This is a genomic window from Nocardioides sp., from assembly GCF_030019515.1.
In the GTDB taxonomy this organism is placed as follows: Bacteria; Actinomycetota; Actinomycetes; order Propionibacteriales; family Nocardioidaceae; genus Nocardioides.
Genome location: NZ_JASEEQ010000007.1, coordinates 147,890 through 169,202, shown reverse-complemented (window position 1 = coordinate 169,202; position 21,313 = coordinate 147,890). Strand labels below are relative to the sequence as shown.

The 21,313-nt window shown below is 72.9% G+C and carries 18 protein-coding genes; 6 read left to right on the top strand and 12 right to left on the bottom strand.

The features are described from left to right. Positions 1–59 precede the first annotated feature (59 nt). From QMC84_RS12035 to QMC84_RS12010, 6 genes are read right to left on the bottom strand one after another with little or no spacing between them, the layout of a single operon-like run. Positions 60–1,178 (bottom strand): uroporphyrinogen-III synthase, encoded by a 1,119-nt coding sequence (locus QMC84_RS12035; RefSeq protein ID WP_300375042.1) that lies wholly within the window; start codon positions 1,176–1,178, stop codon positions 60–62. An 8-nt stretch (positions 1,179–1,186) separates the two neighbouring features. Then, a complete protein-coding gene (nirD, locus tag QMC84_RS12030; protein ID WP_300375041.1) occupies positions 1,187–1,552 on the bottom strand; it encodes a nitrite reductase small subunit NirD in 366 nt (121 codons plus the stop codon). Further along, entirely contained in the window at positions 1,549–4,095 is a 2,547-nt protein-coding gene (nirB, locus tag QMC84_RS12025; RefSeq protein WP_300375040.1) for a nitrite reductase large subunit NirB, read from the bottom strand. The genes nirD and nirB overlap by 4 nt, the downstream gene beginning before the upstream one ends. After that, on the bottom strand, positions 4,092–5,489 hold the full coding sequence (locus tag QMC84_RS12020) for an FAD-dependent oxidoreductase (protein ID WP_300375039.1): 1,398 nt from the start codon (positions 5,487–5,489) through the stop codon (positions 4,092–4,094). Before QMC84_RS12020 ends, nirB begins: the two co-directional genes overlap by 4 nt. Next, positions 5,486–7,543, bottom strand: a complete 2,058-nt coding sequence (locus tag QMC84_RS12015; RefSeq protein ID WP_300375038.1) for a molybdopterin oxidoreductase family protein — start codon at positions 7,541–7,543, stop codon at positions 5,486–5,488. The genes QMC84_RS12020 and QMC84_RS12015 overlap by 4 nt, the downstream gene beginning before the upstream one ends. Beyond that, entirely contained in the window at positions 7,543–9,051 is a 1,509-nt protein-coding gene (locus QMC84_RS12010) for an MFS transporter (protein WP_300375037.1), read from the bottom strand. Before QMC84_RS12010 ends, QMC84_RS12015 begins: the two co-directional genes overlap by 1 nt. A 254-nt stretch (positions 9,052–9,305) precedes the next feature. On the opposite strand from QMC84_RS12010, the gene QMC84_RS12005 reads away from it, so the two are divergent. The 5 genes from QMC84_RS12005 to QMC84_RS11985 all read left to right on the top strand — a co-directional run bounded on the left by QMC84_RS12005 (position 9,306) and on the right by QMC84_RS11985 (position 15,283). Next, positions 9,306–9,671 (top strand): DUF485 domain-containing protein, encoded by a 366-nt coding sequence (locus QMC84_RS12005; RefSeq protein WP_300375036.1) that lies wholly within the window; start codon positions 9,306–9,308, stop codon positions 9,669–9,671. Next, positions 9,668–11,272, top strand: coding sequence for a cation acetate symporter (locus QMC84_RS12000; RefSeq protein WP_300375035.1), 1,605 nt, complete (start codon positions 9,668–9,670; stop codon positions 11,270–11,272). Before QMC84_RS12005 ends, QMC84_RS12000 begins: the two co-directional genes overlap by 4 nt. A 132-nt stretch (positions 11,273–11,404) precedes the next feature. Then, positions 11,405–13,384 (top strand): acetate--CoA ligase, encoded by a 1,980-nt coding sequence (acs, locus tag QMC84_RS11995; RefSeq protein WP_300375034.1) that lies wholly within the window; start codon positions 11,405–11,407, stop codon positions 13,382–13,384. A 153-nt stretch (positions 13,385–13,537) separates the two neighbouring features. After that, complete coding sequence (nhaA, locus tag QMC84_RS11990; protein WP_300375033.1) at positions 13,538–14,842, top strand: Na+/H+ antiporter NhaA; 1,305 nt, start codon at positions 13,538–13,540, stop codon at positions 14,840–14,842. A 21-nt stretch (positions 14,843–14,863) separates the two neighbouring features. Further along, positions 14,864–15,283: a phage holin family protein gene (locus tag QMC84_RS11985; protein WP_300375032.1), complete on the top strand. Its 420-nt coding sequence runs from the start codon at positions 14,864–14,866 to the stop codon at positions 15,281–15,283. 120 nt (positions 15,284–15,403) lie between these two features. Here QMC84_RS11985 and QMC84_RS11980 read toward each other — a convergent pair whose 3' ends face one another. The 4 genes from QMC84_RS11980 to nth are packed head-to-tail and all read right to left on the bottom strand — an operon-like array spanning position 15,404 to position 18,624. Next, positions 15,404–16,579 (bottom strand): MarP family serine protease, encoded by a 1,176-nt coding sequence (locus QMC84_RS11980; RefSeq protein WP_300375031.1) that lies wholly within the window; start codon positions 16,577–16,579, stop codon positions 15,404–15,406. Beyond that, a complete protein-coding gene (locus QMC84_RS11975) occupies positions 16,576–17,280 on the bottom strand; it encodes a CoA pyrophosphatase (protein ID WP_300375030.1) in 705 nt (234 codons plus the stop codon). Before QMC84_RS11975 ends, QMC84_RS11980 begins: the two co-directional genes overlap by 4 nt. Further along, positions 17,277–17,888, bottom strand: a complete 612-nt coding sequence (locus QMC84_RS11970) for a TlpA disulfide reductase family protein (RefSeq protein ID WP_300375029.1) — start codon at positions 17,886–17,888, stop codon at positions 17,277–17,279. The genes QMC84_RS11975 and QMC84_RS11970 overlap by 4 nt, the downstream gene beginning before the upstream one ends. Positions 17,889–17,916: 28 nt before the next feature. Continuing rightward, positions 17,917–18,624, bottom strand: a complete 708-nt coding sequence (gene nth, locus QMC84_RS11965) for an endonuclease III (protein WP_300375028.1) — start codon at positions 18,622–18,624, stop codon at positions 17,917–17,919. Between the two features lie 153 nt (positions 18,625–18,777). On the opposite strand from nth, the gene QMC84_RS11960 reads away from it, so the two are divergent. After that, the gene (locus QMC84_RS11960) at positions 18,778–19,455 is read left to right on the top strand and encodes a Crp/Fnr family transcriptional regulator (RefSeq protein ID WP_300375027.1); all 678 of its coding nucleotides are present in this window, start codon (positions 18,778–18,780) and stop codon (positions 19,453–19,455) included. 165 nt (positions 19,456–19,620) lie between these two features. Here QMC84_RS11960 and QMC84_RS11955 read toward each other — a convergent pair whose 3' ends face one another. Both QMC84_RS11955 and QMC84_RS11950 read right to left on the bottom strand, forming a co-directional pair. Beyond that, positions 19,621–20,388 (bottom strand): MBL fold metallo-hydrolase, encoded by a 768-nt coding sequence (locus tag QMC84_RS11955; RefSeq protein ID WP_300375026.1) that lies wholly within the window; start codon positions 20,386–20,388, stop codon positions 19,621–19,623. A 43-nt stretch (positions 20,389–20,431) separates the two neighbouring features. Beyond that, the gene (locus tag QMC84_RS11950; RefSeq protein ID WP_300375025.1) at positions 20,432–21,304 is read right to left on the bottom strand and encodes an NUDIX hydrolase; all 873 of its coding nucleotides are present in this window, start codon (positions 21,302–21,304) and stop codon (positions 20,432–20,434) included. Between the last annotated feature and the right edge of the window lie 9 nt (positions 21,305–21,313).

Here is a 21,313-nt window from a genome sequence, read left to right as displayed (position 1 = left end):
CTGAGGACCGGGCCACCAGAGCCCGGCCCCCGCGTGACACGCGGGGGCGGCGGCTCGGCTCAGGACGCGACGGCCAGCCGGTAGCCACGCTTGACAACCGTCTGCACGGTGCGGGTGCCGAGGGCCGCACGCAGCCGGGCGACGGCCATCTCGACGGCGTGCTCGGACCCGGCGGTGCCGGAGGGCAGCATCGCGAGCAACGCCCGCCGGGAGACGACGCTGCCCGGGTTGGCGACCAGCGCCTGGAGGACGGCGGCCGGGGCGGGGGAGAGCCGCACGTCGGCGCCGTCGAGCAGCACGCCCTCGCCGTGCAGCAGCAGGCGGTGGCCGCCCACCAGCCCGATCACGAGGCCCGAGCGCCGCGAGGGGAGCTCGGCCTCCAGCTGCTTGACCATCGCGCCGAGCCGCGAGCGGTCGGGGTAGATCGTCGGCACACCCCACATCTCGAACGCCGCCGCGGTCACCGGTCCCACGCATGCGGCGAGCACGTCGGCCTGGAACGCCGAGACCAGGTCGTCGCGCCGGCCGGTCGAGGCAGCCGCCTCCATCAGGGCCGCCACCGCCGGCGCAGACGTGAACGTGACGGCGTCCAGCGACCGGGCTGCGATCAGGTCGACCATCGCGAACATCGGCCCCGGGTCCTCGGCGGGGACGACCCGGTAGACGGTGACCGTGGTGACGTCGGCACCCTGCCGGCGCAACGCGTGCGCGACCATCGACAGCGACTGGCCGTGCTCCTGCACGACGATCCGCAGGCCCGCGAGGGAGCGGCCACGCAGGTGCTCGAGCACGTCCTCGAAGCACTCCGACTCCGGCGCCCACAGCTCCCGCAGCCCGCGGCGGCGCAGCGCGCCGACGCTCTTGGGTCCGCGGGCCAGGATCTCCGCGGACTCCAGCGAGGACAGCAGTCGCGGCAGCATCCCCCACCGCTCCGCGGCGTCGAACCAGGCCCGCATCCCGACGCCGGTGGTCGCCAGGAACATGTCGACCGGCGCCGCGAGCACCTCCTCGGTGGCCGCCCGCAGCAGCTCGTCGTCGACGTGGTTGGGGTCCAGCGACAGCGCGGGCGCCCACTCCACCGTGGCGCCCCGCCGCTCCAGCAGCGCGACCTGCTCGTCGACCTTCCGGGCGGCGGTCACGCCGATCCGGAAGCCCGCGAGGGGAAGGCTGTCGGTCACGATCGGTCCTAGGTCTCCTGGCGGGGGCCGCCGACGTGCACCATGCCGTCGGTGACGCGGACGTCGTACGTCGGGACCCGGACCGCCGCGTCGTCGAGGCACTGCCCGGTGCGCAGGTCGAAGGCCTGCTTGTGCATCGGCGAAGCGACGTACGGGATCTCGCCGCGGGTTCCGACGATCCCCCGTGCCAGCACCGAGGCACGAGAACAAGGGTCGTAGTTGGACATCGCGTAGACGTTTCCGTCGTGTGTCCGGAAGATTGCGACCGCAACGCCGTCGACGAGGGCCGCGACGCCGCCCTCGACCTCGATCTGGTCGACGCGGCACACGAGGGTGTACCCGGTCAGCACGGTGGCGTCGGTCGAGGTGCTCATCGGGGCGCTCCCACCGGGATCGTCGTGCCGAGCGAGACCGGCCCCGAGGAGTCCTCGGGCACCGCCTGCTCCCGCTCGGACCGGAACGAGATGTGCGGATCCGGGGTGTCCGGGGCGTTGACGAACGACACGAACCGGGCCAGCTTGTCGGGGTCGTCGAGCGTCTCCTTCCACTCGTCGAAGTAGCCGTCGACGTGCCGCGCCATCGCCGCCTCGAGCTCGGAGCCCAGGCCGAGCGCGTCGTCGACCACGATCTCGCGCACCCGCTCGAGCCCGCCGTCGAGCGAGTCGATCCACGGCGCGGTCCGCTGGAGCCGGTCCGCGGTGCGGACGTAGTACATGAGGAACCGGTCGAGGTAGCGGACCAGCGTCTCGGTGTCGAGGTCGCCCGCGAGCAGCCGGGCGTGGGCGGGGGTCGCGCCGCCGTTGCCGCCGACGTAGAGGTTCCAGCCCTTCTCGGTCGCGATGACCCCGAAGTCCTTGCCCCGCGCCTCGGCGCACTCGCGGGCGCAGCCGCTGACGCCGCCCTTGAGCTTGTGCGGCGAGCGGAGCCCGCGGTAGCGCAGCTCGAGGTCGATCGCGAGCTGGACGGAGTCCTGCACGCCGTACCGGCACCAGGTCGACCCGACGCAGGACTTCACGGTGCGCAGGGACTTGCCGTAGGCGTGACCGGACTCGAAGCCGGCGTCGACCAGGCGCCGCCAGATTGCGGGCAGCTGCTCCATCCGAGCGCCGAGCAGGTCGATCCGCTGACCGCCGGTGATCTTCGTGTAGAGCCCGAAGTCCTGCGCGACCTGCCCGATCACGATCAGCTTCTCCGGCGTGATCTCCCCGCCGGGGATGCGCGGGACGACCGAGTAGGTGCCGTTGCGCTGGATGTTGGCGAGGTAGGCGTCGTTGGTGTCCTGCAGGGTGCGGGTCGGGCCCTCGAGCACGTGCCCGTTGAGCTGCGAGGCGAGGATCGAGGCCACGGTGGGCTTGCAGATGTCGCAGCCGCGGCCCCGGCCGTGGGCCTCGATGATGTCGTCGAAGCGCGTGTAGCCGTGGACCGCGACGACATCGAACAGCTCCTGCCGGGTCATCGCGAAGTGCTCGCACAGGCTCTTGTCCACGACCTTGCCCTGCGCTGCGAAGAACTCCTCGACGACCCTCTTCACCACCGGCTTGCACGACCCGCAGGTGCTGCCGGCCTTGGTGCACTTCGTGACACACGACGGGCTGTCGCAGGCGCCGCCCTCGCCGACCGCCTCGAGGATCTGCGCCTTGGTCACGTCGTTGCACGAGCAGACCTGCGCCTCGTCCGGCAGTCCGATCTCCGCGCCGCCGCGACCCACGGGGAGGATCAGCTCCTCGGGGTTGTCGGGCAGCGCGATGCCGGAGGCGACCATCGGGCGGAGCACGCCGTACGCCGAGGCGTCGCCCACGAGGATGCCGCCGAGCAGCTGGCGGCCGTCCGCGGAGATCACCAGCTTCTTGTAGACGCCCTGGACGGCGTCGGCGTAGACGAGCTCGAGCGCCCCGTCGGTCGCGGCGAACGCGTCGCCGAACGACGCGACGTCGACACCGAGCAGCTTGAGCTTGGTGGACATGTCGGCGCCGGTGAAGGCACCCGGCCCGCCGAGCAGCGCGTCGACGACGACCTCCGCCATTGCGTAGCCCGGGGCGACCAGGCCGTACATCCGCCCGTCGGGCGCGGCGCACTCGCCGATCGCCCAGACGTGCTCGTCGGAGGTGCGGCAGCGCTCGTCGACGAGCACGCCGCCGCGCTCGGCGACGTCGAGGCCGGCGTCGCGGGCCAGCTGGTCGCGCGGACGGATGCCGGCCGAGAACACCACCACCTCGGCGGGGACCGGCTCCTCGCCGGCCAGCGCGAGCCCCTCGACACGCTCCTCGCCGAGCACCTGCTCGGTCCGCGCGCCGGTGTGCACGTGCAGCCCCAGCTTCTCGATGTGGCGCACCAGCATGGCGCCGCCGGCGTCGTCGACCTGCACGGCCATCAGCCGCGGCGCCATCTCGACGACGTGGGTCTCCAACCCCAGCTGGGCCAGGGCGTTGGCCGCCTCCAGGCCGAGCAGCCCGCCACCGATGACCGCGCCGACCGTGGCGGTCGCCGCAGCGTCGCGGATCGCCTCGAGGTCGTCGATCGTGCGGTAGACGAAGCACCCGTCGAGGTCGTGACCCGGCACCGGCGGCACGAACGGCGCGGCCCCGGTGGCCAGCACCAGCTCGTCGTACGCGATCACCTGGCCGTCGGAGAGAAGCACGGTGCGGGTCTCGGGGTCGAACCCGTCGACGGTGGTGCCGAGCACGAGCCGGACCCGCGGGTCGTCGTACTCGCCGCTCGGCAGGAACGACAGCTCGTCGGCGCCGACCTCGAAGAACGAGGTGAGCGCGACGCGGTCGTACGCCGGGCGGCTCTCCTCGCCGACCACGACGATGTCGTGGGTCTCGGTGAGGCCGCGCTCGATCGCGGCCTGCACGAGCCTGTGGCCGACCATGCCGTGGCCGGCGACCACGAGCGTCTTGCGGTGCCTGGGGCTCATCGGGGGGTTCCTTCCAGAGTGGTCCCGAGGGTTGGACCCGGGGACGTGCGTTGTGCGAGCAGCTGGCGGACCGCGGGGGCACAGCCCCCGCAGCCAGTGGTGGCACGCGTGGTCTCGCGGGCATCCGCGAGGGACGCGCAGGCGCGGATCGCGCCGGCGCTGACGCCGGCGCACGCGCAGACCTCGGCGTCGTCGGGGAGCACGACCGGGCCCGCCGGGCGCTCCCCCATCAGGAGGTCACCGGGCTCGCTGGCGCCGAGGACCGTGCCGCGGTCGTAGTGCTGGGTGATCAGGCCGATCCGGGACAGGTCGCCGACCAGCGTCGCGGCGACGATCACGCCGTCGCGGACCACGAGCCGGCGGTGGGTGCCGGTCACCGGGTTGGACACCTCGACGACCTGCCCCACCGCGTGCTCGGGGTCGCCGAGCACGGCCACGTCGAGGCCGGTCGCGCGGAGCCGGGCGACGTTGCGGCTGCCCGCGTACGCGACCTGCTCGCCGGCCAGGTGCCGGGCCAGCAGGGTCGCCTGCTCCCAGGCCGGCGGCACGAAGCCGGTGACCTGCAGCCCGTGCTGGGCGCAGTCGCCGATCGCGTGGATGCGCTCGTCGCTGGTGCGCAGGTGGTGGTCGACCACGACGCCGCGGCGGACGTCGAGGCCAGCGCGGCGAGCCAGCGCGGTCGACGGCCGGCCCCCGGCGGTGAGCACCACCAGATCGGTCTCGAGCACGTAGCCGTTGTCGAGCACCAGCCCGGTGCCGGTGAGCCGCACCGCGCGGGCGCCGGTGTAGACGCGGGTCCCGAGCCTGCCGAGGTCGCGGGCCAGGATCGCGCCGGCCTTGGCGTCGACCTGGCTGCGGAGCAGGTGGTCCCCGCCCTCGACGACCTCGGTATCGAGGCCCCGGACCCCGAGTGCGCGGGCGACCTGGAGCCCGAGCAGGCCGCCGCCGACGACCACGGCGTTGCGGGCGCCCGGGACCGCCTCGTCCAGCCGCCGGCAGTCCTCGAGGCTGCGGAACGCGTGGACCCGGCTGTCGAGGCGCCCGTCGAGCCGCACCAGGCCGCGGATCGGCGGCAGCGTCGGGATGCTGCCGGTGGCCAGCACGAGGCGGTCGTAGGCCACCCGGCTCCGGTCGGCCAGCTCGACCTCCCGCTCCTCGCGGTGGATCTCGACCACCCGGGCGCCGCGCCGCAGGTCGACGGTGCCGGGCAGCGACATCGTGATGCCGTCCGGGTCGTGGGTGCCCTCGAGCACCGCGGAGAGCAGGATCCGGTTGTACGGCGGGTGCTGCTCGTCCCCCAGCAGCGTGACGTCGTGGATGCCGGTGAGCCCCTCCGCCAGCCGCACGGCCGCCATCCCGGCGCCGACGACCACGACCCGCTCGCGGGTGCTCATGCGCTCACCGCGGCGGCGCAGACCTTGAACTCCGGCATCCGGCTGGCCGGGTCGAGCGCGTCGTGGGTGAGCCGGTTGGCGCCGACCCAGTGGAACGGCACGAACACGGTGTCCGGGCGGATCGTGCTGACGACCCGCGCCGGCGCCTTGAGCTCGCCGCGCCGGGTGGTGACGACGACCGGCGCCCCGTCGTACGCACCGATCCGGTCCGCCAGCATCGGGTGCAGCTCGACGAACGGGCCGTCGTCGGGGAGCTCGCGGACCCGGCGGGTCTGGGCGCCGGACTGGTACTGCGCGAGCACCCGGCCGGTCGTCAGGTGGACGGGGTACGCCGCGTCGGTCGGCTCGGCGGGGCCGCGGTGCTCGACCGCGACGAACCGGGCCCGGCCGTCCGGCGTGGCGAAGCCCGAGCCGAACAGCCGCGGCGTGCCGGGGTGCTCGGTCGACGGGCACGGCCAGAACACCCCGTGCTCCTCGCGGATCCGGTCGTAGGTGATGCCCGCGTAGTCGGCGCGGCCGCCGCTCGAGGCCCGGCCGAGCTCGGCGAAGACCTCCTCGGCGTCGGTGGAGAACGCGATGGGCGACCCGAGCCGCTCGGCGAGGCCGGCGATCACCTCGAGATCGGTGCGCACGCCCTCGGGCGGCGCGACGGCGCGCTCGCGCAGGATCACCCGGCCCTCGAGGTTGGTCATCGTGCCGGTCTCCTCGGCCCACTGGGTGACCGGGAGGACCACGTCGGCCATGGCCGCCGTCTCGCTCATCACGATGTCGGCGACGACGAGGAGGTCGAGGTCGGCGAGCCGCGAGGCGACGTGCGTGGCGTTGGGCGCCGAGACCACGATGTTGCTGCCGAACACCAGCAGCGCCTGGGGTCCGCCGTCGGTGCCGAGCGCGTCGAGGAGCTCGTACGCCGAGCGCCCCGGCCCGGGGAGCGATGCGGCCGGCACGCCCCAGACCCGCGCGACGTGGTCGCGGGCGGCGGGGTCGTCGATCATCCGGTAGCCGGGCAGCTGGTCGGCCTTCTGCCCGTGCTCGCGGCCACCCTGGCCGTTGCCCTGCCCGGTGAGGCAGCCGTAGCCCGCGTGCGCCTTGCCGGGCATGCCGAGCGCCAGCGCCAGGTCGATCCAGGCGAGGACGGTGTCGGTGCCCTGCGCGTGCTGCTCGGCGCCCCGGGCGGTGAGCACGGTGACCCGCGCGGCCCCGGCCAGCAGCGCGGCGCACTCACGCAGCTGCGCGGTCTCGACGCCGGTGACCCGCTCGACGCGCTCGGGCCACCACGCGGCCAGCGAGCGGCGGACCTCCTCCCACCCGGTCGTCCGCGCGGCGACGTACTCCTCGTCGACGGCGCCCGCCGCGTCGAGGAGGTGCAGCAGGCCGAGCGCCAGCGGCAGGTCGGTGCCCGGCACCGGCTGGAGGAACAGGTCGGCGCGCTCCGCCGTGGCGGTGCGTCGGGGGTCGACGACCACCACGCGGCCGCCGTTCGCGCGCAGCCGGTCGAGGTGCCGCGCGGCCGGCGGCATCGTCTCGGCGAGGTTGGAGCCCACGAGCACGAGCACGTCGGTGCGCTCGATGTCGGCCAGCGGGAACGGCAGGCCCCGGTCGATGCCGAAGGCCCGGTTGCCGGCCGACGCGGCCGAGGACATGCACCAGCGGCCGTTGTAGTCGATCTGGCTGGTGCCCAGCGCGACGCGGGCGAGCTTGCCGAGCTGGTAGGCCTTCTCGTTGGTGAGCCCCCCGCCCCCGAACACCGCGACCGCGTCCGGGCCGTGCGCGCCCTGCAGCTCGCGCAGCCGGCCGGCGACCAGGTCGAGGGCCTCCTCCCAGCCGGCCGCACGCAGCTCCCCGGTGGCGCGGTCGCGCACCAGCGGGCTCGTCAGCCGCTCCCGGTGACCGCGCAGCGCGGTCGCCGCCCAGCCCTTGCGGCACAGCGCGCCCTCGTTGACCGGGAACTCCGGCCAGGGCTGCACCTCGAGGCTGCGCCCCGTGCGCTGCCCCGTACGAGAGAGGGTCATCCCGCACTGGAGCGAGCAGTAGGGACAGTGGGTCCTCGTCATCAGATTCCCGCGTTGGCCAGGCTGACGTGCGCCTTCGCCTCGTGCGGCCGCCGGATGAAGACCGCCCACGTCACGGCCGCGCACACGACGTAGAACCCGGTGAACGCGACGAACGCGCCCTTGGTCGCCTCCATCGGCTGGTCGACCCACGGCGAGCTGAACGCGATCGGGATCAGGAAGCCGCCGATCGCTCCGACGGCGCCGATGACGCCGATCGCGGCCGACGCCTTCTTGGTCCCGGCGTGCAGCGCCGCAGCCCGCTCCGCCGACCCGGCCGGCGTCGCCCGCTCGGCCTGGGCGCGGAAGATCGCCGGGATCATCTTGTACGTCGAGCCGTTGCCGATGCCGGTGGCGGCGAACACGCAGAGGAAGAACGCGAGGAACCACGGGAACCACGACCGGTTGTCCTGCGCGATGGCCGCGCTCTGGTCGGGGTTGGGCGTGAGCCGGGTGAGCGTCCAGAGCACCGCGAGCGTGAAGCCGACCATCGCCCCGAACGCAGCGAGCGTGACCCGCGCCCCGCCGAACCGGTCGGCCAGCCAGCCGCCGAACGGGCGGGTAGCCGACCCGACCAAGGCGCCGAGGAAGGCGTAGTAGGCGAAGTAGATGCCGGTGCCGAGCGGGGCCGGGTCGGCGACCCAGAAGTTCAGCTTGATCAGCAGCGGCATCGCCGCGGAGTAGCCGATGAACGACCCGAAGGTGCCGATGTAGAGGAACGCCATCACCCAGGTCTGCCGCTCCTTGACGACCTGGAGCTGCTCGCGGGGCTTGGACCTGGCCGAGGACAGGTTGTCCATGAAGAAGTACGCCGCGAGCGTCGCCACCACCGCGAGCCCGGCGTACACGTAGGCCGCCCGCTGCAGGCTGATGCCGCTCGCGGAGGCGTGGACCAGGCCGAAGATGCCGGCGCCGCCGACGATCACCGGCAGGAACAGCTGGATCAGCGAGACGCCCAGGTTGCCGCCGGCGGCGTTGAGGCCGAGCGCGGCGCCCAACTTGTTGGCGGGGTAGAAGAAGTTGATGTTCGCCATCGAGCTGGCGAAGTTGCCGCCGCCCAGGCCGGCGGTCGCCGCGATCAGGCAGAACGCCCAGTACGGCGTCTCCGGGTGCTGAACCGCCACGGCGAAGCCGATCGTCGGCACCAGCAGCAGCCCGGCGCTGACCATCGTCCAGTTGCGGCCGCCGAACCTCGGGACCGCGAACGTGTAGGGCAGCCGCAGCAGGGAGCCGACCAGGTTGGGCAGCGCGACCAGCAGGAACAGCTGTTGGGGCGTGTAGGTGAAGCCCACGGAGACGAGGAACGCCGAGCTCACACTCCAGATCAGCCACACGGAGAAGCCGAGGTGCTCGGCGAAGATCGACCAGAGCAGGTTGCGGCGCGCGACCTGCCGGCCGCCGTCCGCCCAGAAGTCCGGGTCCTCGGGACGCCAGTCGTCGATCCAGCGGCCGGTCCGGCGCGGGGTGTGCGCCGCCACGGCGACGTCGGTCTCAGGGTGGGAGAGGGTCATGCGGGCCAGCCTCGGCAGCGCAGGTTTCGCGCGGCTCAGGCCGCCGTACCGGCCAGGTCAACATGTCCTCACGGCCTCACACGGCCCACCACCCGACGGGACCGGTCCGCCCGGACCGCTCGTCGTGCCGGACCGACCGCTCACCGACGAGGTCGCCCCACTCGCCGCGCAGCTGTGACGCACCCCTCACCTCAGCAGGCAAGGCACTCCTACCGTGACCGCGATCACATCCCTCACGGAGAAGGGTGCCACCAGTGTCCGACCTCGATCAGACCACCACCGGCGAAGCGCATCGCCACGATCCTGTCTACGACGAGCTGCACGCGTCGCCGGAGTTCGACCGGCTGCGGAAGCTCTACCGCGGCTTCGCCTTCCCGGCGACCATCGCCTTCCTCGCCTGGTACCTGCTCTACGTCGTCATGAGCAACTGGGCGACCGGCTTCATGAACACCGAGCTCAGCGGAAACATCAACCTGGCCCTGGTGTTCGGGCTGCTGCAGTTCCTGACCACGTTCGCGATCGCGTGGCTGTACGCGCGCTACATGAACCGCAACGTCGACCCGATCGCGCGGTCGCTCGAGAAGAAGTACAACGACCGGCTCGGCGGAGGTGCCCGATGAGCTCTGACACCCTGACCGCGATCCTGTTCATCGGGGTCGTGCTGATCACCATCGGCATCACGTTCTGGGCGAGCCGGCAGAACAAGGGCACCGCGGACTTCTACGCCGCCGGCCGTTCCTTCAGCGGCTTCCAGAACGGGATGGCGATCTCCGGCGACTACATGTCGGCGGCGTCGTTCCTCGGCATCTCGGGCGCCATCGCGCTCTACGGGTACGACGGGTTCCTCTACTCGATCGGCTTCCTGGTGGCCTGGCTGGTCGCCCTGCTGCTGGTCGCGGAGCTGCTGCGCAACTCGGGCCGCTACACGATGGCCGACCAGCTGGCCTACCGGATGCGGCAGCGCCCGGTCCGGACTGCGGCGTCCACCTCCACCGTGGTGGTCTCGATCTTCTACCTGCTCGCGCAGATGGTCGGCGCGGGCGCGCTGGTCGCGCTGCTCCTCGGCGCCGACTCGCAGGCTGCGAAGGACTTCACGATCGTCGGCGTCGGCCTGCTGATGGTCTTCTACGTCACCGTCGGCGGCATGAAGGGCACCACCTGGGTGCAGATCGTCAAGGCGGTGCTGCTCATGGGCGGCACGATCCTGATCACGATCCTGGTGCTCGCGAAGTTCAACTTCAACATCTCCGACCTGCTCGGGGCGGCGGCGGCCAACACGGGCAAGGGCGACGCGTTCCTCCAGCCCGGCCTGAAGTACGGCATCGACACGACCTCGAAGATCGACTTCCTCAGTCTCGGCCTCGCGCTGGTGCTCGGTACGGCGGGCCTGCCGCACATCCTGATCCGCTTCTACACCGTGCCGAGCGCCAAGGCGGCCCGCACCTCGGTGCTCTGGGCGATCGGGCTGATCGGCGCGTTCTACCTGATGACGCTCGCGCTCGGCTTCGGTGCCGCGGCGCTGCTCGACACGAGCGCCGGGAGCGCGGTCGCCGCGTCCGGCGGCAACCTCGCCTCGCCACTGCTCGCCGAAGCCGTCGGCGGCGGCGACGGGACGACCGGGGGTGCGGTGCTGCTGGCGCTGATCTCCGCCGTCGCGTTCGCGACGATCCTCGCGGTCGTCGCCGGCCTGACGCTCACCTCCGCGTCGTCGGTGGCGCACGACCTCTACGCGACCGTGTTCAAGCGGGGCGCCGCCACCGAGCGCGACGAGGTGCGGGTGGCGCGGATCTCGGCGTTCTTCATCGGCGGCATCGCGATCGCGCTGGCGATCCCGGCGCAGAAGCTCAACATCGCGTTCCTCGTGGCACTGGCCTTCGCGGTCGCCGCCTCGGCGAACCTGCCCTCGCTGATCTACAACCTGTTCTGGCGTCGCTTCAACACCCGGGGCGCCACCTGGGCGATCTACGGCGGCCTGATCTCGAGCGTCGGCCTGGTGTTCTTCTCGCCGGTGGTGTCGGGCTCGGAGACGGCGCTGTTCACCAGCCACGACTGGTCGTACTTCCCGCTGAGCAACCCGGGCATCATCTCGATCCCGCTCGGCTTCTTCTTCGGCTGGCTCGGGACCGTCACCTCCCAGGAGCCGGACACCGCCGCGCGGTTCACCGAGCTCGAGGTCCGTGCCTTCACCGGCGCGGGCGCCGAGCAGGCCGTCCGGCACTGACCCACCCAGCACCACCGGCTGTGGGCGGGTGCCCGGCGACTCAGGTCGCCGGGCGCCCGGCCACGTCCTACTGTGGCTCGTGCCACAGTCACGCAGCACGTTCCGATCCACGCCCGACCCCCAGGAGCAGATGTGAGCGACGAGACCCTGTCCAACCTCCTCAAGGAGGAGCGCCGTTTCGAGCCGCCGGCGCAGATCGCCGCGGCGGCGAACCTGACGGCCGAGGCCTACGACCGCGCCGCGGCCGACCCGCAGGCGTTCTGGGCCGAGCAGGCCGAGCGCCTGGACTGGGACCGACGCTGGGACCGGGTGCTGGACTGGGACGACGCGCCGTTCGCCAAGTGGTTCGTCGGCGGGCGGCTCAACGCGGCGTACAACTGCGTCGACCGGCATGTCGCGGCCGGGCGCGGTGACAAGGTCGCGCTGCACTGGGTCGGGGAGCCGCTCGACGACACCCGGGACATCACCTACGCCGAGCTCCAGGACGAGGTCTGCCGGGCGGCGAACGCGCTGACCGACCTGGGCGTGCGCACCGGCGACCGGGTCGCGATCTACCTGCCGATGATCCCCGAGGCCGTGGTGGCGATGCTCGCCTGTGCCCGGATCGGCGCCCCGCACACCGTGGTCTTCGGCGGGTTCTCGGCCGACGCGCTCGCCTCGCGACTCGAGGACTGCCAGGCCAAGGTCGTGGTCACCTCCGACGGCGGCTACCGCCGCGGGTCGGCCTCCGCGCTCAAGCCCGCGGTCGACGACGCGCGCGCGAAGACCGCGGCCGGCGGGCACCCGGTCGAGAAGGTGCTCGTCGTGCGTCGCACCGGCCAGGAGGTCGCGTGGGACGACGCGGTCGACGTCTGGTGGCACGACGCGGTCGGCGGTGCGTCGACCGAGCACACCCCGGAGTCCTTCGACGCCGAGCACCCGCTCTACGTCATGTACACCTCGGGCACCACCGGCAAGCCGAAGGGCATCCTGCACACGACCGGTGGCTACCTGGTCGGCTCGTCGTACACCCACTGGGCCGTCTTCGACCTCAAGCCCGACACCGACGTCTACTGGTGCTCCGCCGACATCGGGTGGGTCACCGGCCACTCCTACGTCGTCTACGGCCCGCTGGCGAACGGTGCCACGCAGGTGATGTACGAGGGCACGCCGGACAGCCCCGAGCGCGGCCGCTGGTGGCAGATCATCCAGGACTACAAGGTCTCGATCTTCTACACGGCACCGACCGCGATCCGCTCGTTCATGAAGCAGGGCCGCGAGATCCCCGACGGCTTCGACATGTCCTCCTTGCGGATCCTCGGCTCCGTGGGTGAGCCGATCAACCCCGAGGCCTACATCTGGTACCGCCACGTCATCGGCGGCGACCGGACCCCCGTCATCGACACCTGGTGGCAGACCGAGACCGGCGCGATCATGATCAGCCCGCTGCCCGGCGTCACCGCCGGCAAGCCCGGCTCGGCGATGACCGCGATCCCGGGCGTCTCCTCGGAGGTCGTCAACGACGAGGGCGAGCCGGTCCCCAACGGGTCGGGCGGCTACCTCGTGCTCACCTCGCCCTGGCCCGCGATGCTGCGCACGATCTGGGGCGACGACCAGCGCTACAAGGACACCTACTGGTCACGCTTCGCCAAGCAGGGCTACTACTTCGCCGGCGACGGGGCGAAGAAGGACGAGGACGGCGACATCTGGGTCCTGGGCCGGGTCGACGACGTCATGAACGTCTCGGGCCACCGCCTGTCCACCACGGAGATCGAGTCCGCGCTCGTGTCCCACCCGAAGGTCGCCGAGGCCGCGGTCGTCGGCGCCAAGGACGAGGACACCGGCCAGGCGGTCTGCGCCTTCGTGATCCTCCGCGAGGACGCCGGCGACGGGGGCGACGACATCGTCGCCGAGCTGCGCCAGCACGTCCGCAAGGAGATCGGGCCGATCGCGACGCCACGGCAGATCATGATCGTCCCCGAGCTGCCCAAGACCCGCTCCGGCAAGATCATGCGGCGGCTGCTGCGCGACGTGGCCGAGCGCCGGGAGGTCGGCGACGTCACCACGCTCGCCGACTCCTCGGTCATGGACCTGATCTCCGCCAAGCAGGACGAGGGCAGGACCGAGGAGTGACCTCGAGCGGCCCGTAGCCGCGCGTCGCCACCCGCCCGGAGGCCTCGGGCGGGTGGCGTGGGCGGGGGCCCGGGCGGGGTCGGCGCGTAGGGTGGGGGTCGGTGAGCCGGGAAGTCTGGTCGGCACGTGGACCGACGACCCCGAGGAGCCCCCGTGACCGAACGCCGCCCGACCCGCCCGCGCCTGTTCTCGCGTGGCTCGTTCCTGGAGAGCTCCCGGACCGCCGACATCCTGCGCGCGGAGACCACCGGCGGACTGCTCCTGATCGCCGCCGCCGCCGTGGCGATCATCTGGGCGAACACCCCGTGGTCGGCCTCGTACGCCGACCTCCGCGACCTGCGGGTCGGTCCGCAGGCGTTGCATCTCGACCTCAGCCTGGGCGCCTGGGCGGCGGACGGCCTGCTGGCCATCTTCTTCTTCGTGGCCGGCCTCGAGCTCAAGCGGGAGTTCGTGGCCGGCGACCTCCGCGACCCGCGCCGCGCGGCCCTGCCCGTGGTCGCCGCCATGGGCGGGATGGCGGCCCCCGCGCTCGTCTACGTGCTGTGGAACCTCGGCGGGGACGGGGCCCTGCGCGGCTGGGCGATCCCCACGGCGACCGACATCGCCTTCGCGGTCGCCATCCTCGCCGTCATCAGCACCCACCTGCCGACGGGGCTGCGGACCTTCCTGCTCACCCTGGCGGTCGTCGACGACCTGCTGGCCATCACGATCATCGCGCTCTTCTACACCGACGAGCTGCACCTGGCCTACCTCGCGGCCGCCGCGATTCCGGTCCTGGCCTTCGCGATGCTGGTGCAGCGGCGGATCCACCGCGGCTGGCTGCTCATCCCCCTGGCCGTGGTCGCGTGGGTGCTGGTGCACGAGTCCGGCGTGCACGCGACCGTGGCCGGAGTGGTGCTGGGGTTCACCGTCCCGGTCCTGCGCTCGGACGGCCAGGACGGCCCCGGGCTCGCCGAGCACCTCGAGCACCTGGTTCGGCCGATCTCCGCCGGCGTCGCCGTACCGGTGTTCGCGTTCTTCGCCGCCGGGGTCACCGTCGGGGGGTTCGACGGGCTGGTGGACGCCCTCTCCGACCCGGTCGCGCTCGGCGTCGTCACCGGCCTGGTCGTGGGCAAGGCGGTCGGGATCGCCGGCTCCACCTGGCTGCTCGCGACCTTCACCCGCGCCGATCTCGACGACCAGCTGAGCTGGGTCGACGTGATCGGCCTGGCGATGCTCGCCGGGATCGGGTTCACGGTCTCGCTGCTGATCGGCGAGCTCGCGTTCGGCAGCGGCACCCCGCAGGACGACCACGTCAAGGTGGGCGTGCTGGTCGGCTCGCTGGTCGCCACGATCCTCGCGACCGGGGTACTCCGGATGCGCAACCGCTCCTACCGGCGGATCGTCGAGGTCGAGGAGCTCGACCTCGACGCCGACGGGGTACCCGACGTCTACCAGGAGGACGCGGGCGAGGGGTGAGCGTTCGGTAGGGTGAGCCACATGGCGAGCAACCAGGTCCAGGCTGCACCTCCGGATGAGGGCGATCCGACCATCGGCCGTCTGGTCCACGACGCCAGCCGGGACATCTCCACGCTGATCCAGAAGGAGATCCAGCTCGCCAAGTCCGAGCTGAAGGTCAGCGTGCAGGCCGGCGGCATCGGGATCGGCCTCTTCGCGGCCGCCGGCTTCGTCGCGGTCCTCGCGATCATCATGCTGTCGGTCGCCATCGCGTACTTCATCAACTGGAACGGCGACGGCCTCGCCCTGCACTGGGCGTTCCTCATCGTGTTCGGGTTCTACCTGCTGCTCGCGGGCCTGATGGTGTTCGTCGGCATCCGCAAGGTCAAGCAGGTCCGCGCCCCCGAGCGGGCGATCGAGCAGGGCCGCGAGATCCCCAAGGCGCTCAAAGGTCGCAGCTGAGCGGACGCCGCGTCAGCGGCAGACGCTCTGGCGGAGAGGTCGAGCAGGCCGCGCGGCTGAGGAACGAGGCCGCGACCGGCGTGTCGGGACCCGGTGGTGTACCCGCCGACCTCTACCCGGTCATCCCGCGCACCCACCGGTGGACACCTGGCTGGAGCTGGTCAGGCCCGCCGCGGCGGCGGCGGAGACCTGCCCGGCGGTCAGCGCGTAGCCGGTGTCGTGGTCGGTGACCGAGGCGGCGAACACCACGCCGACCACGTCGCCGGCCGAGGAGACGATCGGGCCGCCGGAGTTGCCCGGCAGGATCCGCCCGCGCAGGGAGAACACCTCGCGGATCACCGCGCCGTCGCCGTAGATGTTGGGCGAGCGGAGCCGCTGCTCGGAGCGGATCCGGGCGGGCTCCACGTGGTAGGGGCCGTCCTGCGGATAGCCCAGGATCGCGACTCCGTCGGGGGCGCCCGCGCCCCGGTTGAGGCGCAGCGCCGGCAGGTCGCCGCTGTCGAAGGAGAGCACCGCCACGTCGATGTCGGGGTTGTAGTAGACGACGTCCGCCGGGACCGACTCGTCGTCGACGACGACCTCCGGGTCGTCGATGCCCGCCACGACGTGCGCGTTGGTCATCAGCCGGTTGCCGGCGTACAGGAACCCGGACCCCTCGACGCCCCGGCCGCACTCGTTGGTGCCGCGGACCTTGAGCACGCTCGACCCGGCCCGCTCGACGTCGGGGTCCTTGAGCAGCCGGGTGGGGCCGGGGCCGACCTCGACGATCCGCTCCGGGGCGAACGGCTCGAGGTAGCGCGGGAAGAAGCTGGTGCCGACGACGTCGTTGAAGGCCTGCAGCGCGCCGTCGGCGCTGGCGGGCATCACCTCGTCGACGTGGGAGAGGACGCTCGAGCCCCGCACCAGCGGGGTGACGCCACCGATCCGGGAGCCCGAGATCGCGACGCCGAGGGCCCAGGCGACCACGAGCACCGCCACGGCGCTCAGCAGCGCGCCCCCGATGGCGTCCAGGGCACGGGCCGGCTGCCAGGTGATCCGCTCGCGGATCCGGGCGCCGGCGAACTGGAGCACGGCCTGGCCCAGCGACGCGGACAGGATCACGACGAACAGGGCCCCGAGGGAGACCATCAGGGAGGGGTTGGCGTCGCCGAGCGCCACCGGCGCGAGCCAGACGCCGAACAGGCCGCCGAGCAGCAGCCCCCCGGTCGCGAACGCGCCCGTGATGAAGCCCTGCCAGTAGCCCGAGAGGGCATAGGCGAGGACGAGCACGACCAGGAGCCAGTCGAGCAGGTTCACCCGTCCTCCTCCTCGTCCTCGTCCTCGATGTCGAGGAGCCGACCGCGTCGTGGGTCAGCCTGCAGCATGTACGACGGCAGGTCGCGCAGGCGCGACTCGTCCCACGGCTGGGTCCACCCGAGGAAGTCGAAGAGCCGGGCGATGATCCCGCCGGTGAAGCCCCAGAGGATGACGTCGTGGTCGGGGCCGATGAGGAACCCCGGGCTCTGGTAGCCGCCTCGGGGGTGGCGGACCGTGATCCGGTGCTCGGGGTCGAGCAGCTCAGCGATCGGCACGCGGTGGATCGCATGCACCTCGGCGTGGCTGACGATGCTCACCTCGCCGGGGACGCGCCACCAGCCGAGGACCGGAGTGACCGCGAAGTTGCTCGGCGGCAGCCACAGCTCCGGCAGCCGGCCGAACACCTCGACCGAGGCCGGGTCCACCCCGACCTCCTCCTCGGCCTCGCGGAGCGCGGCCTCGACCGGCGTCTCGCCGGGGTCGAGGGAGCCGCCGGGGAAGGACACCTGGCCCGGGTGGGAGCGCATGTCGTGGGCCCGCTCGGTGAGCAGCAGCTCGCCGCCCCGCTCGCCCTCACCGAAGAGCATCAGCACCGCCCCGGTCCGGGCGTCGCCGCCCGGGGGCGGGGTGAACCTGGTGAGCTGGTCGGCGGAGATCGCCGCCGCGCCGTCGCGCACCGGCACCAGCCAGTCGGGGATCACAGGTCGGTCCCGAGGTGCTCGTCCACCAGGTCGACGAGCTGGTCGACGCTGGTGATCTCGATCGGCTGCTTGTGCACGACCTCGCCGTCGGCGTCGACCAGGACGACCCAGGGCAGCCCGGGGATGGTCGGGAAGGCGTCGGTGCCCTCGAGGCTCGAGCCGGGGTCGGCGAGCAGCGGGTAGGTGACGCCGGTCGTGCGCGCGAGCTCGAGCGCCGCCTGCGGCTGGACGTCGTTGTAGTCGATGCCGACGACGCCGACCCGGTCGCCGTACCTCTCGTAGAACTGCTGGTAGATCGGCATCTCCCGCCGGCACGGGCCGCACCACGACGCCCACAGGTTGACCACCACCGGGCCGCGGAGGGACGCGAGCTCGACGTCGGCCCCGCCGCCGAGGCAGGACAGGGTGACGTCGGGCAGGCCGCCGTCGACCGGCGCACCCGCCCCCGGCCGGCACGGCTCGATGCCGGCGTCGGCGCGGATCGCCCGCAGCGCCGGGGTGTCGACGTCGACCTTCGCCTGGCCGGGCGGCTTCGGCAGGTCCGTGGAGTCGCAGGCGCTCAGCACCAGCAGGGCCACGGCGAGCGCGGCCAGGAGCACCCGTCTCATCCGGGGGCCCCGCAGAGCCGTGGCGTGGTCATGCCCGGCCCTCGGTCTTGACCAGCTTCGCCGCGGCGACGGGGTCGGTCGGGCCCTCGCCGTACGCCGGGCACCACCGCGCGACCGGGCAGGCGCCGCAGGCGGGGTTGCGGGCGTGGCAGACGCGCCGGCCGTGCCAGATCAGGTGGTGGCTGAGCATCGTCCAGTCGCGCTTCTCGAACAGGGCGCCGACGGCGTGCTCGACCTTGACCGGGTCGGTCTCCTCGGTCCAGGCGAACCGACGGGAGAGCCGGCCGAAGTGGGTGTCGACGGTGATGCCGGGGATCCCGAAGGCGTTGCCGAGCACGACGTTCGCGGTCTTGCGACCGACACCGGGCAGCTGCACCAGGTCCTCGAGCCGGGGCGGCACCTGCCCGCCGTGCCGCTCGACGAGGGCGGCGCCCAACTTGAGCAGCGATTCGGTCTTGGCGCGGAAGAAGCCCAGCGGCCCGACGATCCCCTCGAGGGTCGCCCGGTCGGCGCCGGCCATCGCCTTCGCGTCGGGGTAGGCGGCGAACAGGGTGGGCCGCACCGCGTTGACCCGCTTGTCGGTGGTCTGCGCCGACAGCACGGTCACGACGAGCAGCTCGAAGGGGTTGTCGAAGTCCAGCTCGCACCGGGCGTCGGGGTAGGTCTCGGCGAGCACCCGGTCGATCTTGCGGGCGCGCCGGACCAGACCGGTGCGGGGCTCGGGGGCTTCGGGCACGGGCCCAAGGGTACGGCGAGCCGCCGACGGCGCGGACCGGTGACCGGCCGGCGCACCCCGACATATGCCGGGCGGTTGTTCCTGTGACCTTTCCCACTGGATAGGATCAGCGCGTAACCCGTGTGCTGCGGGCCATCTCACGAGGAGGATCCCGTGGACAACGACGTACTCCGTCAGGCGCCGCTGTTCAGTGCGCTCGACGACGAGGCCGCGACCGCACTGCGCGCGTCGATGACGGAGAGCAAGCTGCGCCGCGGCGACGTGCTGTTCCACGAGGGCGACTCCGGCGACAAGCTCTACATCGTGCTCGACGGCAAGGTGAAGCTCGGCCGCACCTCCTCCGACGGCCGCGAGAACCTCCTGGCGATCCTCGGCCCCGGCCAGATGTTCGGCGAGCTCTCGCTCTTCGACCCGGGGCCGCGCTCGGCCACCGTCACCGCCGTCACCGACGCCACGTTCGCCTCGCTGTCCCACGAGGACCTGCTGCGCTGGCTCGAGGGCCGCCCCGTCGTCGCCCGCGGACTGCTCACCCAGCTCGCCGGCCGGCTGCGCAAGGCCAACGACGTGGTCGCCGACCTGGTGTTCTCCGACGTCCCCGGCCGGGTCGCCAAGGCGCTCCTCGACCTCGCCGACCGGTTCGGACGCACCGCCGACGACGGCGTGCACGTGCACCACGACCTCACCCAGGAGGAGCTGGCCCAGCTGGTCGGCGCCTCCCGGGAGACCGTGAACAAGGCGCTCGCCGACTTCGCCTCCCGCGGCTGGCTGCGCCTCGAGCCCCGCTCGGTCGTGATCATGGACGTCGAGCGTCTGGGCCGCCGCGCCCGCTAGGCCCGGGTCGGTTTCCCCGGGTACCCGGGGAAACCAGCACTGTTCGGCCGAAACTTCGGCCCAGAAGTGCAGGGATTGCCCACCAGCCCCCGAGGCCGACCCCGCACTGACCCCCACTCCCCCGGGCCGGCCGTGGCGGACCGGCCGCAAGGCCGGCGTACGCCGTCAGCGGTGCTCGGCCAGGTAGGCCAGCTGCGCCCGGACCGACAGCTCGGCAGCACCCCACAGCACCGGGTCGACGTCGGAGTAGACGATCTCGACGACCCGACGCGGCAGCTCGTCCGCGGCCAGCCCCTCGGGGTGCGGCGCGGCCCGCAGCGTCTCCAGCGCGGCGCGCACCTGCTCGAGCCGCTGCCTGCGGTGGGCGCGGTAGTGGTCCAGGACCCCGAGCGCGTCGGCGATGACCGGGCCGTGCCCGGGCCAGATCGACGCGACCTCGTGGGCCGACGCCAGCGCGTGCAGCCGGTCCAGGGAGTCCAGGTAGGCCCCGAGCCGGCCGTCGGGGTGCGCGACGACGGTGGTCCCGCGCCCGAGCACGGTGTCCCCGGTGAGGACGACCCCGTCGGCCGGCACCAGGAAGGACAGGGAGTCGGCCGTGTGCCCGGGTGTCCCGACCACCCGGATCTCCAGCCCGTCGACGGAGACCACGTCGCCGTCGCCGAGGCCCTCGGTGCCCAGGCGGTACGCCGGGTCCAGGGCCCGGACCCCGCACCCCATCCGCTCGGCGAACTCCCGCGCCGCCTCGGCGTGGTCCGCGTGGTGATGGGTCAGCAGCACCACGCCGACCTCGCCGGCCTCCGACGCGACCGCGTCGAGGTGGGCGGGGATCGCCGGGCCCGGGTCGACGACGACCGAGCGGCGCGCCCCGGGCTCACGCAGCACCCAGGTGTTGGTGCCGTCCAGCGTCATCAGGTCGGGGTTCGGCGCGAGCACGCACGTCCCCCGCGACCCGAAGGCCCCGCCGGACCAGCCCACGTCAGGCGCCGCGGTGCGCGGCCAGGATCGAGCGGTGGTGGACCGGGACGGAGAGCGTCCAGCCCTCGTCGTCGAGGGGCTCGACGACCGGCGTGTGCATCTCGACGACCCGCCCGTGCGCCGCGGCGATCACCTCCTCCGGGGTCGCGAGCTGTGCGACCTCCAGCGAGGTGAGGTACGTCGGCGGCATCATCAGCATCTCGCCGCGCTCGGCCTGCGCCACGGCGTCGGCCGCCGGCAGCCAGGTCACCGACGCCGACTCCGTCGAGACGTCGCGAGTCCGCTGGCCCTCGGGCAGCAGGGCGACGAAGAACCAGGTGCGATAGCGCTTCGGTTCGAAGGCGGGGGTCAGCCAGCCGCCCCAGACGCCGAGCAGGTCGGTGCGCAGCACCAGGCCACGGGCGGAGAGGAACGAGGTCATCGCGAGCTCACGCGACTCCAGGGCGTGCCGGTCGGCCTCCCAGTCCGCCCCGGTGGTGTCGGCGACGACCTCCTGCGCCGAGGCGCCGGCCAGCAGCACGCCGGACTCCTCGAAGGTCTCCCGCACCGCGGCGCACACCAGCGCCCGCGCCCTCTCCTCGTCACAGCCGAGGCGCTCGGCCCACTCCGCCGGGCTGGGGCCCGCCCAGGCGACGGTCGTGTCGAAGTCGCGCGGGTCCACCCCGCCGCCGGGGTAGACGCACATGCCCCCGGCGAACTCCATCGAGGTGTGCCGGCGCAGGTAGTACACCGCCGGACCGTGCTCGGAGGGGCGCATCAGGATCACCGTCGCGGCCTCCCGCGGCTCGGCCGGCTCACGCGTGCCGTCGGCGTACTCGCGGGCGAGCTCGACGACGTGCGCCGGGAGCGGGATCGGCGGGATCGGGATCCTCACGGTGCCGGT